Raw genomic sequence first — 17,150 nt, 5'->3', positions numbered from 1 at the left:
CGCACCTCAATACCTTTAAGTTATTAACAATTTATGTGAAAAACTCCCTATTTAAGCGTGAAATAAACATTAGCTTTTTGCAACCTCCACAAAACTAGTCTGTGCAATGTGCGTAGTACTTGCTCTTCCACTTGGATCTTTATCATCCTGCCATTTCGGAATCCATTTTTTTACTGATTTCGCAGCAGATTCCTGAGAAAAATATTCATGAAAGATCTCTCTATAATAATAAGCCTCTTTAGTTGTAGGCGTGTTCACTGGATATTTGGACGCTGCCATTTCCATTTCCAAGTCGCTTACTTGAGATTTTGTGAAAGCGATCAAGCTATCTATCCAGCTATACCCAACCCCATCACTAAACTGCTCTTTTTGTCTCCATAATACTTCATCTGGAAGAAAGGCTTGCTCTGGAGTATCAAAAGCTTTTCTTAGAATATACTTCTCCACTCCGCCATGAGTTTTTGGCATTTTATGTACTGGTGCAATTTCCATAGCAGTTTGCAGAAACGACTTGTCTAAAAATGGAACCCTGGCTTCTAATCCATGAGCCATTGTAGACTTATCTGCTCTTAAACAATCTGCTGTAGACAATCTTTTAACTCTGCTAATTGTTTCTTTCTGAAACTCTTCTGCTGAAGGTGCATTTTTAAAATATAAATATCCTCCAAAAATTTCGTCTGCCCCTTCTCCTGAAAGCACTACTTTAATACCTTTTTCTGTAATTGCTTTTGAAAGGAAATACATAGGAGTACTAGCACGTATAGAAGTTACATCGTAAGTCTCTAAATGCCAGATCAACTTTTTAATGATCCCTATTCCTTCTTCAACAGTAAAATGAATTTCATGATGATCTGTTCCAAGAAATTCGGCTACTTTTCGAGCAGCGATCAAATCTGGCGCATCTTCATTTAAACCTATAGAGAAAGAATGTAATTTTTTGCCCTTTTCTTTAAGTAACCTTGCAGCTATAGAAGAAGTTAAAGAAGAATCTAAGCCTCCGCTTAACAATACTCCTAATGGAACATCAGACATTAAACGTTTTTTAGTTGCTGCAATTAATGAATCTCTTAATCTTTTCAAGTCAGCTTCTTCTTGACATTCTTCTAAGGAATACCATTCTGGTTTGTAATATTGTACAAATCCTGTAGTTGGAGTATAGTAATATCCTGGAGGAAAAGCTTGAAATTCTACACATTGATCTGCCAATACTTTCATTTCACTTGCAAACCAAAGTGCGCCTTCAGCATCTTTACCGTAATAAAGTGGCTTTACTCCTATTGGGTCTCTTGCGGCAATAAAGTCTTTTCCATCTACTACAACGAAAGCGAAATCCCCGTCTAATTTGTTCAGAAAACCATATCCATATTTTTCATATAAATGCACGATCACTTCTGAGTCTCCTGTACTACGAAACGTATGATCTTTTAGTTCATTTTCCTTAAGTGCTTTGTAGTTATATATTTCGCCGTTATGTATCATCCATGCTGAAGAAGTTCCCTGTATTGGTTGCTTTCCAGTTGTTACATCCATGATAGATAATCTTTCATGACATAATATTGCACCAGACTCAGTAACATGTACGTCACTTTCATCTGGTCCACGATGACTCATTCTTTTAGAAAGCTTAGAAACTAATTCTTGATCTTCCTTCTTTCCTATTACAGCTAATATACCACACATAATTTTAAGTTTTAATTCTAAACAAATTTGAGGTATTAGTTTCCAATTAAAAACCTATAACACATAATTGCTTACATATAAAAATCAAAAATAAATAATAAGTATTTTTTTGAAACCAAATATTCTGTAATACATGTCAATATCTATCAAATTATAACAATGGGCTTTTAAAAAAATATAAGACTTCATTAACACCCCTAAGCTCATTGATATAGTACCTTTATTACTTATTAAATTAATATTAAAAACTATGAAAAGAATTTTCTTATTAGCGGCGATAGCAATCTTTACACTTCAAAGCAATCCTGTAAATGCTCAAGAAAAAACCAAAGAGGCTTTAAATTTTGCTAAAGTAGATGCAAGCCCTATGGATTTGGTAATTTATAAAAATCAAGACGAAGAAGTTATAGCGAGAGTTATCTATAGTAGACCTCAAAAAAGAGATAGAACGATTTTTGGGACTTTAGTTCCTTTTAACGAAGTATGGAGAACTGGAGCAAACGAAGCTACAGAGCTTACTTTATATAAAGATATGAAAGTAGCTGATGTAGTTGTAAAAGCTGGTACTTACACTATTTACACGATACCAAGTGAAAAAGAATGGACTGTAATATTAAACAATAGAACAAATACTTGGGGAGCTTATGAATATAGTGACCAAGAAGACATAGTTAGAATTAAAGTTCCTGTGCGTAATGCCCCTGCAACAATTGAATCTTTTTCTATAGCATTTGTAACTAAAACAGATGGAGCCGATCTTTTAATGGGATGGGATGACAAATATGTTGAAGTTCCTTTTAAAGCGGTTCAATAAGAATTTAGATAACATACTAAAACTAAAAAGGTTTCAATTTTAAAAAATTGAAACCTTTTTTATTAAGGAATGTTTAAATATTTATGCGTTTGCAATGAAACTTTCCATTTAGGATTTTTCATTACATAATCTACAATCATCGGCACTACTTTATCTCTTTTACTCCATTCTGGCTGAAGATAAAGAATGCAGTTTTCATTTACACGCGCAGCTTGCTCTTCAGCAAAAATAAGGTCATGAGCATTATACACGATCACCTTTAATTCATTAGCTACTGCACAAATTTCTTCGGTAGGTAATTTCATCTTTTTCGGAGATAAACATATCCAATCCCAAACCCCAGTTAACTTATATGCCCCAGAGGTTTCTATATGAACCTTGCAACCCTGAGTTTTTAAAGTCTCTGTAAGAATTGTCATATCCCAGGTTAAAGGCTCTCCTCCGGTGATCACAATAGTATCACTATAGGAAACTGCGTTTTCCACAATTTTCCCAATATGAGTTGGAGGATGCATCGTAGCATCCCAACTTTCCTTAACGTCACACCAATGACAGCCAACATCGCACCCACCTATTCTAATGAAATAAGCAGCAGTACCTTTATAAAATCCTTCTCCCTGTATGGTATAAAATTCCTCCATTAACGGAAGCATAATTCCCTTATCCACCAACACTTTTGTATCTTCTGTAATCATAGCCTGCAAAGATAAGCAATCTTGTACTTTTAATACTTCGTTTCTAAACGGATTATCTAAGGAGATATAAATATTTGATATGGAGGCAAGAAAGTAAATTTACGGTATAAAAAAAGCCGGTTAATACCGGCCCTTTTTTTATAATAGTGCACAGTATGGATTACAAATCCCACCATACTTTTCCGTAAATACTTTCTTGACCATTAAATTGCCTTTGCACTGCTGCTTCATAATTTACTTGATTATTAAAAGCTTCATTATCTGGATACGAAAGTCTATTAGGAACATCTGCCCCATTTGGCGAAACCAAATCATTAGGATAACCTGTTCTTCTCCATTCTGACCAAGCTTCATATCCAAACATATATAAATGTACCCAACGCTGATTTCCTATTTGCTCCATCGCTCTGTTTTCATCAAAAGCAATTTCTGGATTATTAAGAAATTCCTGAACCCCATCCGAACTTCCTGTCCATTGAACAATAGACTGCTCTATAGCCATATTATATAGCGGTTCTACATCTTCGGAGATCCAATTTCGTTCTGCAGCCTCTGCCATTGCAAATAAAACCTGTGCATAGGTAATTAAATATACTGGAGCATCTTGAGCAATAATATCCGATCCTAAAAGGGAGAATTCTTCAGTTCCAATATTTTCTTCTTCCCCAAATTTCAACCCAACATATTCCCCATTAGCTCTTGCAGGATCTGCATAAACGGGTAATCTAGGATCATTTACAGGCTTCATTTCTTCCACAAGCGTTTCAGTAATTGCCCACCATTCACGGTTTTGATCCACTACTTGCCCATACCAATAGTTCTGACTATTAGCATCGGCTAAATGTCTGAACACCAAATTATCACTATTAGAAGTAAATACTCCTGCCGCCAATGCATCATTAAATTCCTGCATAGCTACAGAGGAATCAACTTCAGATAATCTCAATGCCATAAGAAGTCTAATGGTATTCCCTAATTTTTTCCACTTACTCATGTCGCCACCATAGATAATATCATCAGAAATACTTCCAGCAACCATCATAGCATTTGCATCTTTCAACTCCTGGAAAAGATCATTATAAATAAATTCCTGAGTATCGTAGGCAGGTGTAAAATTCTCTGCTCCTTTTAAAGCTTCAGAATAAGGTACATCCCCCCATCTATCGGTGATGTTCCAATAAAAATATGCTCTTAAGATTTTTGCTACTGCAATTTGATTTGGAACTGGTCCTTGAGAGGCACTTAATCCATCTGAATCTATAACCGCCTGAAGATTTGCTAAAGGCCCTTGATATAAGCCATAAAAACTAGTGCTTTCTTCAGGATATAAGGATGCGCCAACATATTGAGTTTCTGCTAGGTATTGGGCCATAAATTCTCCTTTTGGAGAAGAAGCTAAACCTGGCAGGTATAAGGATGCATTAGCAATAAGCTGGGTCCCCGAAGCCTGACTTGGTAAATTGGGATTGGTATTTATATCGTCATCAAAATTGCTGCAACCTCCTATTATAAAGCTAAACAACAATACTATTATATAAGTCTGTTTCATAATTGTACTATTTAAAATGTGATATTTAGATTCAAACCATAAGATCTTACAGAAACTAATTGTCCAGATTCATACCAACTTATAGATTGGCTTCCTGTAGAAATAGCCGAAGGATCTATTCCCTCTGGAGCTTCTTGCCAAATCATGGCAGGGTTTCTCGCTATTAATGCAACCGCTACACTTTTGAAAGGAAGTTTCTGCATTATTTTTTCTCCAAATGTATAACCCAAACGAACTTCACTCAATTTTATATAGGAAGCGTCATAGAGCCATTCTTCGTAAATCCTTCTACCCAGAACATTTCGGTAATAAGATCTAGCATCGACATAAGCCGTTACGTCTTCTCCTGTTTCAGCAGAAACACCAGTAACTTTTACTCCTCCTCCATCTTCTAAAGGATCTCTTACATTCATACCATTATCGTTAGTTGCTACCGTTAAAGGATCTTGCCCAGTTCTAACAGCTAACATTTTAGATCTACTAAAAAACTGTCCTCCTCCTTGAAAATCTATCATGGCGGCAATATTGAAATTCCCTATACTGAAAGTGTTTTGTAAACCTCCATTAAAATCTGGAAGAACACTTCCGAAGTTATGGGTAGCATCTGTATACAGTGGCATATTATCTGAACCTAAAAGGATCTTTCCGGTAGCTTCATCTCTTTGATAGGCTTGTCCTACTAAACTTCCGAAGGCTTCACCCACATAAGAATTCAAATAACTATTAACACTGGAATAGGTTGTAGATCCATATGTATACACATCTATCCCTGGAGCAAGCTCTACAACTTCACTTTTATTTCTATTGATATTAAAATTTACATCCCATTTAAAATTATCCATTACTATAGGCTTAGCGGTAACAGCAATCTCATAACCTTTATTCTGAATAAGTCCCGCATTGATCGTACTAGAACTATAACCACTAGCTCCAGATACATCTAAACTTATAATTTGGTTTTTGTTCTTCTGAACATAATACGTGAAATCTATACCTAATCTGCTTTTGAAGAATCTTAAATCGATACCAGCTTCGTAAGAATGTGCAAATGATGGTTTGATGTTAGGATTATTAAGGTTATCTGGTACGAATAAAGTATTTGTACCATTATATACAGTTCCTACCCCAAATGGTAAGCTGGTTTGATATGCATCTAAATCTGATCCTGCCTGAGCATAACTAGCTCTTAATTTTCCGAAGGATAAAGTATCCCAATCTACCAACTCACTAAACACCATACTTCCTGAAATTGAAGGATACCAATAAGAGTTATTATCTTCTGGCAGAGCTGAAGAAACATCATTTCGTATTGATGCATCCACAAAATAAGTGTCTTTATAACCTAAGGAAAGCATTCCAAACATACTTCTAATTTGCTTTCTTAGTAAATAATTAGAAACATTTGGCCTATCTATAGAGGCATCTATATTATAAAATCCTGGCGATGAAAGTCCACCCACAGTTCCTTGATAAAGGGAAGAATATCTTCTATTAAAAATGTTTCCACCAAGCGTTCCATTTATAGAAAGGTCATCCCATTTCTTATTATAAAGTGCAAGGAATTCATAATTCATTTCTTTATTCTCGTATTTACCAATTGTAAAATCTGGAGTTCTTTTTCCTCCAAAAGCGGTTCTTGTCTCGATATTCTGAGTATAGATATCACCTCTAACGGCTGCGCTTAATTCTAATTCTGGCAATACTTTATAGGAGAGTCCTACATTCCCAAAAAATCGGTCTCTGCTATCTTTATTAGTATTCTCATAAGCATCAAAATAAGGGTTATCCCAATAAAGTGGACTTAAATTGTCTATCTCACCTGTATTAGAATCTGGTCTTCTTAAGTTCCAATGTAAATAGGTTCCATCTTCATATTCATAATCCTTCAATCTATTCATATCAATATTTCTTTGGAACCATTGGGTAAAATACCCTGTTCCATATTCCGATCCTTGCTTAGGTCGCTGCGCATCATTCCTTGCATAATTAATATTAGTAGAAACTGTAAGTTTTTTAGACAGATCTAAACTGGCATTCAAACCAAGATTGTTTCTATCTAAATAAGTATTTGGTTCTACACCTTCAATTCTTGTATCATTAAAACTAAGTCTATAAGTAGTATTCTCGTTCCCTCCAGAAACTGTAATCCCTTTATTAAAGTTATATCCAGTTTCATAATAATCTTTTATATTATCCGGGTGCGCTACAAAAGGAGTTAATTGTTGATATTCATCATCTTGAGGATAAAAACTAAAAACTTGTCTTACCGGCGTACCATCCATTTTTGGACCCCAACTTTCATCAACGCTTAGATCTACATAAGGGTCTCCATTTGCCAAAGTTCTAAACTGCTGGCTAGAACCTCCCCCATACATATTTTGAACAGGCATAAAATTTCCAGCTCTTTCAACAGTAAAAGATGAATTAACTTGAACCTGTACATCCTTTACTCCCTTTGAACCTTTTTTAGTTGTGATCATAATCACTCCATATTGCCCTCTAATCCCATATAAGGCAGATGCTGCTGGACCTTTAAGTACGTTTACAGATTCAATATCTGTAGGATTTATATCTTGTCCTAAATTCCCATAATCAGATTCATCACTACCTGCAAAATTAGCATTAGAGATTGGAGTACCATCTACCACGATAAGTGGTTGATCTCCCCCACCAATAGAATTCACACCTCTTATTTTTATTTTCTGAGTACCACCCATACTAGCCCCAGAAGCACCAGTAACCTGAACCCCTGCAACTCTACCAGATAACGAGCCTATTACATTTTGCTCGTTAGTAAGATTAAGATCTTCCCCCGCTACTTCTTGAGTAGCATAACCTAGGGATTTTTTATCCCTGGATATTCCAAGAGCTGTAATAACAACCTCATCTAAACCTTCTAGATTGGCAACCATTCCAATGTTAATGGTGGTTTGTGATCCAACCTTCATTTCTTTTGTTTCAAAACCTAATGAAGAAAATACCAAAATTTGATTTTCATCTACATTAATGGAATAAAATCCATCCATATCGGTAACGGTTCCCTGATTCGTCCCCTTTACAATCACGTTAACTCCCGGAAGAGTCATCCCGTCATTAATTTCGGTAACCTTACCCGTGACAGTCTTTTCCTGAGCAAACAAATTAGTAAACTGAAAAATGACCATAAAAGCCAAAAGTGTAATTTTGTTTTTCATATTTTACCGTGTTAAAATTATGTGAATTATAAATGAAGATAATTAATTACCTCAGACTATCATAATATTATTTGTAATAATCATCCAGTTAATTAATTTTTTTTATAATTATCATAACTTACGTCTCTCTTTTAAAAAACTAAATTTTGAAAAACTCAGGATCAATTTTAAATGGATTTATTAAGCCGCTTATATTAGTTGCTTTTATTTCCACTCTTGCGGCTTGCTCTTCTACAAAAAAATTCAACAAAAATCTAGGACGTGACTTCAGCAATTCTGCTGTTTTCAATCAGAGCTTTTCAGGTTTTGCCTTAATGGATCCTGTGAATAATGAAATGCTTAATGAGTATAATTCTCAAAAATACTTTACACCTGCCTCTAATGTAAAATTGCTAACATTTTACGCAGGCTTAAAAGTTTTAGGAGATTCATTACCGGCTCTTAGCTACGTTATTCAAAATGATTCCTTAATATTTAAAGGAACCGGAGATCCATCTTTTTTATATGCAGATGCGTATAGATCTAAAGTTTATGAATTTTTAAAAAACCGTGAAGAAAATCTATACTACCAACGTCCCGTATTTAACGAGGAATCTTTTGGTCCAGGATGGTCTTGGGATGATTATAATTATTATTACTCTGTAGAGCGAGCAGCATTTCCGATTTATGGGAATTATGTAGAATTTAATTCGGAAATAGGACAGGACAAACCATCTACTAATATCCAACAATTTGAGGATAGTCTAATAGCAAGTAAAAATGATCTTGACATAGAAAGAGATTTAGATAAGAATATATTTAGATATAACAATTCTAAACTTAAAGAAGGATCTTCTCGAATAGTTCCATTTAAATATTCTGAAGAACTATTTACCAAATTACTTGCTGATACTCTAAACAAGCCAGTTAAGCTTATTGATGAAAAATGGAAAATCACCACCTCATCTAAAATATTTTACAGCCTTCCCGCAGATAGCCTTTATAAGACAATGCTAAGAAACAGCGATAATTTTATTGCAGAGCAACTTTTAATAATGGTAGGAAATAATGTGTCTGATAGTTTGAGCACTAAAAATGCTATAAAATTTATGAAATCTAAGTATTTAAATGATCTTCCAGATGAGCTAATTTGGGTGGATGGTTCCGGACTTTCGCGTTATAATTTGGTAACTCCTAGAAGCATGGTGGTTCTATTAAAGAAAATTATGGAAGAAATTCCGCAGGAAAAACTTTTTGACTTCCTCCCCACAGGTGGACAAAATGGAACTTTAAAAAATTGGTATAAAGCTGAGGAGCCTTACATTTTTGCAAAAACAGGAACTCTAAGCAACAACCATAATTTAAGCGGTTATATTAAGACAAAGAGCGGAAGAATATTACTCTTTAGCTTTATGAACAACAACTATACGGTTAGCTCATCTATTATTAAGACAGAAATGCAACGAATTTTACGGAACATCTATCTAAATTATTAAGATTTTAGACCGGAGCAGACAAATAAAAATTAATTCATTTAAATTAGAGGCAATAATAAACTCTACAAATCTACACAGAAATGCAAAGAAGAAATTTTTTACGGAATATAGGAACGGGAAGTATCGCCTTATCATTATCAACTTTTATCACTCCTTTTCAATCTTCTTTTGCTACTGAATTAAAAGATAACTCATTTTTACTTCCTAAACATCTTGCTGAAGGAGACACCATCGGGATAATAAGTCCAGCATCTAATAAATTTGAGTCGGAACCCTATGAAATAGCAGTTGAAACTTTTCAAGCGATGGGTTTAAAAGTAAAACTAGGGAAACACATTAATTCTCATTACGGTCATTTAGCTGGAACAGATGAGGAACGAGCTGAAGATTTAAATAACATGTTTAAAGATCCCGAGGTGGATGCCATAATCGCATTAAGAGGAGGATCTGGTGCTGCAAGAATCTTAGACTTGATTGATTATGATGTTATAAAGAAGAACCCAAAAATATTTATCGGGTACAGCGATATCACTGCTCTGCATATGGCTATCTATTCTAAAACCGGATTAGTAACCTTTCATGGGCCAATGGGAATTTCTACTTGGAACAATTTCAGCTATAACATTTTTAAAGAAATCCTATTTAATAAAAACACCTTTACTTTTGAAAACACTGTCCAAATTGGAGATAATTTAGTGCAAGTTAAAAACCGAATTAGAACAATTACCCCAGGAAAAGCCGAAGGAATTTTACTCGGGGGAAATCTATCTGTGCTCACCGGAATTATGGGGTCGGATTATTTACCAAACTGGGAAAACACGATCTTATATCTAGAAGAAGTTGGAGAAAAGATCTATGCTATAGACAGAATGATGTCTCAACTTAAATTAGCCGGAGTTTTAGATAAGATCTCAGGATTTGTATTTGGAAAATGTACAGATTGTGATCCTGGAGGTAGTGGATATGGTTCTTTAACTTTAGAGGAAGTGATAGACCATTATATTAAACCTTTGGAAATTCCAGCATATTCTGGAGCAATGTTTGGTCATGTAGATGATAATTCTACGATCCCAAATGGAATAAATGCATCCATAGATGCAGATAAAGGAACTATTAGTATGTTATCACCTGCCGTTTTATAATAAATAAATACTCGCAATTTATTTAAACAGTTAGTGTTTAAATTCAAAATAATTTATAAGAATGAAAGATCCCAACAAATTTATAGAGCACATTCAGCAAGGTTATGCTCCAAAAGGAGAATTTATATATATGGGTGCTGCCATGTTGGACGGTAAAACTATTCCAGAAGCGCAAATTAAGATCCCTCTAAAAACCATGAATCGGCATGGATTAATTGCCGGAGCAACAGGTACTGGGAAAACAAAAACATTACAAATTATTGCAGAAAATCTTTCAGAAAAAGGAATTCCTGTTTTAATGATGGATATTAAGGGAGATCTTAGTGGTATTGCGATGCCATCCCCAGGACATGAAAAAATCGATTCACGGCACCAACTATTAAATTTTGAATTCACACCTCAAGCTTCACCTGTAGAAATATTAAGCCTTTCTGAACAACCTGGAGTAAGATTAAAGGCAACCGTTAGTGAATTTGGCCCAATTCTCTTATCTAGAATCTTAGATCTCACAGATACTCAAACTGGGATTTTAGCAATCGTTTTTAAATATTGTGACGACAATCATTTACCGCTACTAGATTTAAAGGATCTTAAAAAGATCATCCATTATGCAACAGATGATGGCAAGGAGGAATTTGAAAAAGATTATGGTAGAATGTCTAAATCTTCTACTGGCTCTATTCTAAGAAAGATCGTTGCTTTAGAACAACAGGATGCCGATCTGTTTTTTGGAGAACCTTCTTTTGAGGTTGAAGATCTAATGAGAACTAATATAGATGGTCGTGGAATGATCAATATTATTCGTTTAGATGACATTCAGGATAAACCGAAATTATTCTCAACCTTTATGTTGAGTTTACTGGCAGAAATTTATTCGACATTACCAGAAAAAGGGGATAGCGACAGGCCAGAATTGATCCTTTTTATAGATGAAGCACATTTAATTTTCAAAGAAGCTTCGGATGCTTTACTGGACCAAATAGAAAGTATTATAAAATTGATCCGATCTAAAGGAGTTGGCATCTATTTTGTAACCCAAAACCCAACAGATGTACCAAAAGAAATATTAAGTCAGTTAGGTTTAAAAATTCAACATTCCCTGCGCGCATTTACAGCGAACGATAGAAAAGCGATCAAATTAACTGCAGAAAATTATCCAATATCTGAATATTACGATACCAAGGAAGTATTAACCTCGTTAGGTATTGGAGAAGCATTAATTTCTTCATTAGACGAAAAAGGGAGACCTTCTCCTTTAGCCGCTACAATGATGAGAGCTCCAATGAGTAGGATGGATGTTTTAACCTCAGAAGAATTAAAGAATTTAATTGGCTCTTCTAAGTTGGTCTCTAAGTATAACAAAGAGATAGATAGGGAAAGTGCCTATGAATTATTGAATAAAAAGATCGCTAGCGCAGATCAAGAAGAAGCAAAAGAGAAGGCAAAAGAAGAACGAGAAAAAATTTCTCGAACTAGTTCAAGAACCTCAAAAAGTTCTAATAAAACTCAAAGCGCGGTAATTAAAGTTTTAACCAGCGCAACTTTTATTAGAGGAGTTATGAGTATTTTGAACAAGGCATTCAAATAGAAGTCAAAAAAAGATATGAGAAGATTAAGTTTATTAGCATGTATTACCATTAGTTTAATTTCATGCGGTCGGGACTCCGATCCATTTCTAATAGATACTACACGCGTAGGTTCACTTACCAAAGAAATAAAAATCAATCAATTAGATTCTGTTTTCAGTGAAGACTCCATCGTAAGAAAAAACTCTGGAAGTCAATTTTTTAATTCTACCAGTGAAATAGAAATATTCGACAAAGACGGCAAAGCATTGCTAATATTAGAACCAATTCAGCAATTTGATTCTACCAGTACAGTGGGTTACATCCAGATCATGGACCCGAGGTTTCAAACCGCAAAAGGACTTAACAACGCAAGCACTTTTGGGGATGTTGTTAAAAACTACCAGATCTCAAGAATTGAGAATACCTTGAATTCTGCTGTAGTTTTTATAGACGAATTAAATTTATATCTCACGATAGACAAAAAAGATCTTCCATCTAGCCTTCGATATGACACAGATTCCAGAATTTCTGCATCGCAAATTCCAGACGATGCTAAAATAAAATATTTAATGGTGAGTTGGTAAAATGGTAAATTAATAATTAAGATTAACCACCTTATTTTAAAGATAAATTTGTGACATTTTATGCTTAATATCTTTAGGATATGTTAATAATTCATCGTTTTTCAATTCTTTAATTACCTTTACTTCTTAACCAATATTTAATATTATGATCAAGATTATAGCAGTAATCATGTTAATTGGAGGCGCCATTTCTCTTGTAATGGGAGTTTTGGGGATTTTCGGAAGTCTAGCTTTAATGATGAGTCCATGGGCTCTGGCAATATTAGGCTTTGTTTTCTTTATTGCGGGTATCTCAATGTTGAAGTACAGAAAAGACACTGATGAAGTTGCTGTAGATAACAAAAAAGCTGAATAAATAATTTTAGGGTAGCACAGATTAATATTGAATTGAGCAAGTTAATAATTGCTGAATCTTTATCTTTGCTACCCTAATCCATTTTTAATATGCAACTCACCCGAATCAACAAATATTTAAGTGAAGCCGGGTATTGTTCCCGCAGAGAGGCCGATAAACTAATAGATCAAGGAAGAGTTACAGTAAACGGCGAGGTTCCTGAAATGGGAACTAAGGTCGCTCCTGGGGATATTGTTCGTGTTAACGGAAAGACGGTCGCCAATCTCAATGAAAAACCAGTTTACATTGCTTTTAATAAACCGGTAGGTATTGTTTGTACTACAGACTCTGGTGTGGAGAAAGACAATATTATAGATTATATAAATTACCCTAAACGTATTTTCCCAATAGGTAGACTTGATAAGGCCAGTGAGGGACTTATCTTTTTAACGAATGATGGGGATATTGTGAATAAAATATTACGCGCCAGTAATAATCATGAAAAAGAATATGTTGTTACAGTAAACAAACCCATCTCCTCTACCTTTATAGATAGAATGGGAATGGGAATTTCTATTTTAGATACAGTTACCAAGAAATGTGAGGTAGAACGTTTAGGGAACTATGATTTTAGAATTGTACTTACCCAAGGTTTAAATAGACAGATTAGAAGAATGTGTGAAGCATTAGACTATGAAGTTACAAGCCTTAAACGTGTTAGGATAATGAATGTTTTACTTGATATTCCAGTTGGAGAGTGGAGAGATATTACTGAAGAAGAATTAAGCACCATTAATGAAATGGTAACTAATTCTATCAAGACATATAAAGCACCAGAACCTAAGAAAAGGAATCCAAAATACGACGAGGAAAAGGCAGAGAAATTTAATTCTAAAGACTCAAAACCTAAGGAGACTCCAACTTTTTCTGGAAAATCAAAATCTCGCAGAAATAAATCTTAACACATTATTAGCGGAATTGAGACTGATTGTTTAAATAGAACTTTCTATTTTTAGATTAAAAAATGGGAACTTCAAACAGTCGAATTAAAAATGAGGCTCAATATGAAGCCTTATTAGATAAAGGATATAGTAAGGAGAAATCCGCAAGGATAGCGAACACTCCTGATGCTGGAGTAAAGGGCGGAAAAGCTGGGGATTATGAAGGTCGCACAAAATCCGATCTTTATACTCAGGCCAAGAAAGTTGGAATTGAAGGGAGATCTAAAATGAGCAAAGCTGAATTAATTAACGCATTGAGAAATAATTAAACTATGGATAAAATTCAACCTTTTCATTTAGCAATTCCAGTTACGAATCTAGAAGAAAACCGAGTTTTTTATAGGGAAATTTTAGGCTGTGAAGAAGGTAGAAGCAGTGAACATTGGGTAGATTTCAATTTCTTTGGACACCAATTAGTGCTACACGTACAAGAACCGCAACCTAAACCGATAGGAAAAGGAAATCCAGTGGATGGAAAAGATGTGCCGATTCCACATTTTGGAGTCGTTCTTGAATGGGACGTATTTAAGGATTTTTCTGAAAAATTGAAAAACAATAATATTCATTTTGTTATTGAGCCTTACATTCGATTTGAAGGGAAAACAGGAGAACAAGCCACTATGTTCTTTAAGGATCCCTCTGGAAACGCATTGGAATTCAAAGCTTTTAAAAATATAGATCAGCTTTTTGCTAAATAAAAATTATTTATGAAAAACTTAAATCCCTCGTTAGTAAGACAAGTTTTCGTTCTTATACTTATTGTATTCTTGGGGATTTTAATTTTTAAGGAAATTCTACCTTATTTATCTGGGGTGCTTGGTGCAGTTACTCTTTATGTTCTCATGCGTAAGTGGATGAAGAAATTAGTAGAACGTGGCTGGAAAAAATCTTATGCGGCAGCTTTATTAATGATTGGTTCCTTTATTGGGATACTAATACCAATTGCACTTATTGTTATTATGCTTACTGCTAAGATTGGGAAAGCTGTGGCAAATTCAGAAAAAGTAGTAATCGCCTTTAAGGAGCAGATAACTAAAGCTGAAGAATATATTGGTTATAACATAAGTAATAATATAGATAGTGATTCTATAACAACCTGGGTTTCTACCAATCTTCAAAGTTTTGCAGGCGGTACTTTTAACGCTTTTATAGCTATAGGGATTTTGTATTTTATGCTCTATTATATGTTAATTAGTAGAGAAAAAATGAATAACATATTAGAATCATATATTCCTCTAGCTTCAAATAATATTCATCTTATAGGAAAGGAAAGTGATCTTTCTGTAAGATCTAACGCATTAGGAATACCACTTGTAGCCCTTATTCAAGGGGTAATAGCATTGATTGGATTTTTAATATTTGGGGTTCCAGATCCGTTTTTCTGGTTTGTGATAACAGCAGTAGGATCTATGATTCCCTTTATAGGTACGGCAATTGGAATTATCCCTGTAACCATATTACTATTTTCTCAGGGAATGGAATGGCAAGCCATTGCTATTTTAATCTATGGGATCGTAGTTGTGGGATCTACAGATAATTTGGTGAGATTATATATACTAGAAAAATTATCCAGTGTCCATCCATTAATCACATTATTTGGAGTGGTTGTAGGAGTTCCACTCTTTGGATTTATAGGCCTGATTTTTGGACCTTTATTAATATCCTTGTTTTTACTAATACTAAAAATATACAAAACCGAATACGGTAATACTAACGACAATTTATAAAATTAATTATGAAAAATATATTTAGCAAAAAAATAGAAGAAATAGAAGAAGAATACATGAACGACGAGATCACTAAGATCAAAGAAGATGATGTAGAAGTGGTTATGGAAAAAGAGGAGGATATTTCTAAAAAGATCGCTAGCACCAATATGTTAGAGAAATATACTGAATTGGGAAAAGTCATGTTCGGAATGCTTAAAGACTATAGAAAAGGAATCTACACCAATGTGCCTTGGTTTACCATTGCGTCTATTGCTTTTGGATTTCTATATGTCTTAAATCCGCTAGATATTATTCCAGATTTCATTCCCGGACTTGGATATATAGATGATCTAGCCGTATTAAGTTTTGGTCTTCGTTTTATTGAAACAGACCTTCACAATTATTTAGATTGGAAATTAGAATCTCAAGAATAATTCAAGAAATTCTAAAAAAAAAGGCTGCCTTACTAAAGACAGCCTTTTTTTTATTTCTATATATACTATGAACTAATTCTATGATTTTCTCTTGCCAATAATGTGTTCTTAAGCAACATCGCAATAGTCATTGGACCAACTCCTCCCGGAACCGGAGTTATAAAAGATGCCTTTTTACTTACATTATCAAAATCTACATCCCCCGTAATTCTGTATCCTCTAGGAGCATCTTCATCTGGAACTCTAGTAATTCCCACATCTATAATCACTACATCATCTTTTACCATTTCTGCTTTCAAGAACCCTGGATTTCCTAGTGCCGTAATAATAATATCTGCCTGAGAAGTTATCTGGGTGATATTCTTAGTATAGCTATGTGTTACAGTAACCGTAGAATTACCCGGAAAGCCTTTTCTTCCCATTAAAATACTCATAGGTCTTCCCACAATATGGCTACGTCCAATAACCACGGTATGTTTCCCCTTAGTCTCTACCTTGTAACGCTCCAATAACTCTAAAATCCCGAACGGTGTGGCCGGAATAAAGCTACTCATATCTAAGGCCATTTTCCCAAAGTTGGTAGGATGAAAACCATCTACATCTTTATCTGGGTTAACCGTAAGTAATACCTTTTGAGTATCTATTTGATCTGGAAGTGGTAATTGAACGATAAATCCATCAATAGCTGGATCTTCATTCAACTCTTTAATTTTTTTTAAAAGTTCAGTTTCGCTAATAGTACTTGATAACTTCACTAATGTAGATTCAAAACCTACGCGCTCACAAGCTTTTACTTTACTATTCACATAGGTTAAACTCGCACCATCATTTCCTACAATAATTGCAGCCAAATGTGGAACTTTTTCTCCCCGATCCTTCATTTGCTGAACTTCTGCAGCAATTTCATCTTTTATTTCATTGCTTACTTTTTTACCGTCGAGAATAGTCATTTTTAAAATGTTGTATCAGTG

General features: G+C 34.5%; 16 protein-coding genes. 11 read left to right on the top strand and 5 right to left on the bottom strand.

Annotated features, from left to right (window positions below):
• Window positions 1-69 precede the first annotated feature (69 nt).
• The gene (gene asnB, locus BC962_RS13165; protein ID WP_121346491.1) at window positions 70-1,680 is read right to left on the bottom strand and encodes an asparagine synthase B; all 1,611 of its coding nucleotides are present in this window, start codon (window positions 1,678-1,680) and stop codon (window positions 70-72) included.
• Between the two features lie 250 nt (window positions 1,681-1,930).
• Here asnB and BC962_RS13160 point away from each other — a divergent pair, with 250 nt between their 5' ends.
• A complete protein-coding gene (locus BC962_RS13160) occupies window positions 1,931-2,494 on the top strand; it encodes a DUF2911 domain-containing protein (protein WP_121346490.1) in 564 nt (187 codons plus the stop codon).
• A 62-nt stretch (window positions 2,495-2,556) separates the two neighbouring features.
• On the opposite strand, the gene BC962_RS13155 is transcribed toward BC962_RS13160, so the two are convergent.
• The 3 genes from BC962_RS13155 to BC962_RS13145 form a co-directional block, all read right to left on the bottom strand.
• Window positions 2,557-3,189 carry a 7-carboxy-7-deazaguanine synthase QueE gene (locus BC962_RS13155; protein ID WP_121346489.1) on the bottom strand — a complete coding sequence of 211 codons (633 nt, stop codon included), beginning with the start codon at window positions 3,187-3,189 and terminating at the stop codon, window positions 2,557-2,559.
• A gap of 160 nt (window positions 3,190-3,349) precedes the next feature.
• Window positions 3,350-4,738 carry a SusD/RagB family nutrient-binding outer membrane lipoprotein gene (locus BC962_RS13150; RefSeq protein ID WP_121346488.1) on the bottom strand — a complete coding sequence of 463 codons (1,389 nt, stop codon included), beginning with the start codon at window positions 4,736-4,738 and terminating at the stop codon, window positions 3,350-3,352.
• Between the two features lie 11 nt (window positions 4,739-4,749).
• Window positions 4,750-7,932, bottom strand: coding sequence for a SusC/RagA family TonB-linked outer membrane protein (locus tag BC962_RS13145; protein ID WP_121346487.1), 3,183 nt, complete (start codon window positions 7,930-7,932; stop codon window positions 4,750-4,752).
• A gap of 146 nt (window positions 7,933-8,078) precedes the next feature.
• Between BC962_RS13145 and dacB the strand changes: the two genes are divergently transcribed.
• The 10 genes from dacB (at window position 8,079) to BC962_RS13095 (ending at window position 16,179) form a co-directional block, all read left to right on the top strand.
• Window positions 8,079-9,407 (top strand): D-alanyl-D-alanine carboxypeptidase/D-alanyl-D-alanine endopeptidase, encoded by a 1,329-nt coding sequence (gene dacB, locus BC962_RS13140; RefSeq protein WP_245984202.1) that lies wholly within the window; start codon window positions 8,079-8,081, stop codon window positions 9,405-9,407.
• An 80-nt stretch (window positions 9,408-9,487) separates the two neighbouring features.
• Complete coding sequence (locus tag BC962_RS13135; protein ID WP_121346485.1) at window positions 9,488-10,549, top strand: S66 peptidase family protein; 1,062 nt, start codon at window positions 9,488-9,490, stop codon at window positions 10,547-10,549.
• 61 nt (window positions 10,550-10,610) lie between these two features.
• A complete protein-coding gene (locus BC962_RS13130) occupies window positions 10,611-12,137 on the top strand; it encodes a helicase HerA-like domain-containing protein (RefSeq protein ID WP_121346484.1) in 1,527 nt (508 codons plus the stop codon).
• Window positions 12,138-12,152: 15 nt separating this feature from the next.
• Complete coding sequence (locus BC962_RS13125; protein ID WP_121346483.1) at window positions 12,153-12,701, top strand: helix-turn-helix domain-containing protein; 549 nt, start codon at window positions 12,153-12,155, stop codon at window positions 12,699-12,701.
• A 145-nt stretch (window positions 12,702-12,846) separates the two neighbouring features.
• Window positions 12,847-13,056 (top strand): hypothetical protein, encoded by a 210-nt coding sequence (locus BC962_RS13120; RefSeq protein ID WP_121346482.1) that lies wholly within the window; start codon window positions 12,847-12,849, stop codon window positions 13,054-13,056.
• A gap of 89 nt (window positions 13,057-13,145) precedes the next feature.
• Window positions 13,146-13,997 (top strand): 23S rRNA pseudouridine(2604) synthase RluF, encoded by an 852-nt coding sequence (gene rluF / locus BC962_RS13115; RefSeq protein WP_121346481.1) that lies wholly within the window; start codon window positions 13,146-13,148, stop codon window positions 13,995-13,997.
• A 62-nt stretch (window positions 13,998-14,059) separates the two neighbouring features.
• A complete protein-coding gene (locus BC962_RS13110) occupies window positions 14,060-14,305 on the top strand; it encodes a DUF7218 family protein (RefSeq protein WP_121346480.1) in 246 nt (81 codons plus the stop codon).
• Between the two features lie 3 nt (window positions 14,306-14,308).
• A complete protein-coding gene (locus BC962_RS13105; RefSeq protein ID WP_121346479.1) occupies window positions 14,309-14,734 on the top strand; it encodes a VOC family protein in 426 nt (141 codons plus the stop codon).
• 9 nt (window positions 14,735-14,743) lie between these two features.
• A complete protein-coding gene (locus BC962_RS13100) occupies window positions 14,744-15,763 on the top strand; it encodes an AI-2E family transporter (RefSeq protein WP_121346478.1) in 1,020 nt (339 codons plus the stop codon).
• 8 nt (window positions 15,764-15,771) lie between these two features.
• Window positions 15,772-16,179: a YkvA family protein gene (locus tag BC962_RS13095; protein WP_121346477.1), complete on the top strand. Its 408-nt coding sequence runs from the start codon at window positions 15,772-15,774 to the stop codon at window positions 16,177-16,179.
• A gap of 65 nt (window positions 16,180-16,244) precedes the next feature.
• Here the strand turns inward: BC962_RS13095 and BC962_RS13090 are convergent, their stop codons facing one another.
• On the bottom strand, window positions 16,245-17,129 hold the full coding sequence (locus BC962_RS13090) for a bifunctional 5,10-methylenetetrahydrofolate dehydrogenase/5,10-methenyltetrahydrofolate cyclohydrolase (RefSeq protein ID WP_121346476.1): 885 nt from the start codon (window positions 17,127-17,129) through the stop codon (window positions 16,245-16,247).
• Window positions 17,130-17,150: the final 21 nt, after the last annotated feature.

It is taken from the genome of Gillisia mitskevichiae (assembly GCF_003634585.1).
Classification (GTDB): domain Bacteria; phylum Bacteroidota; class Bacteroidia; order Flavobacteriales; family Flavobacteriaceae; genus Gillisia; species Gillisia mitskevichiae.
The sequence above is the reverse complement of the archived record's forward strand: the minus strand, read 5'-3'. Positions and strand labels throughout refer to the sequence as shown.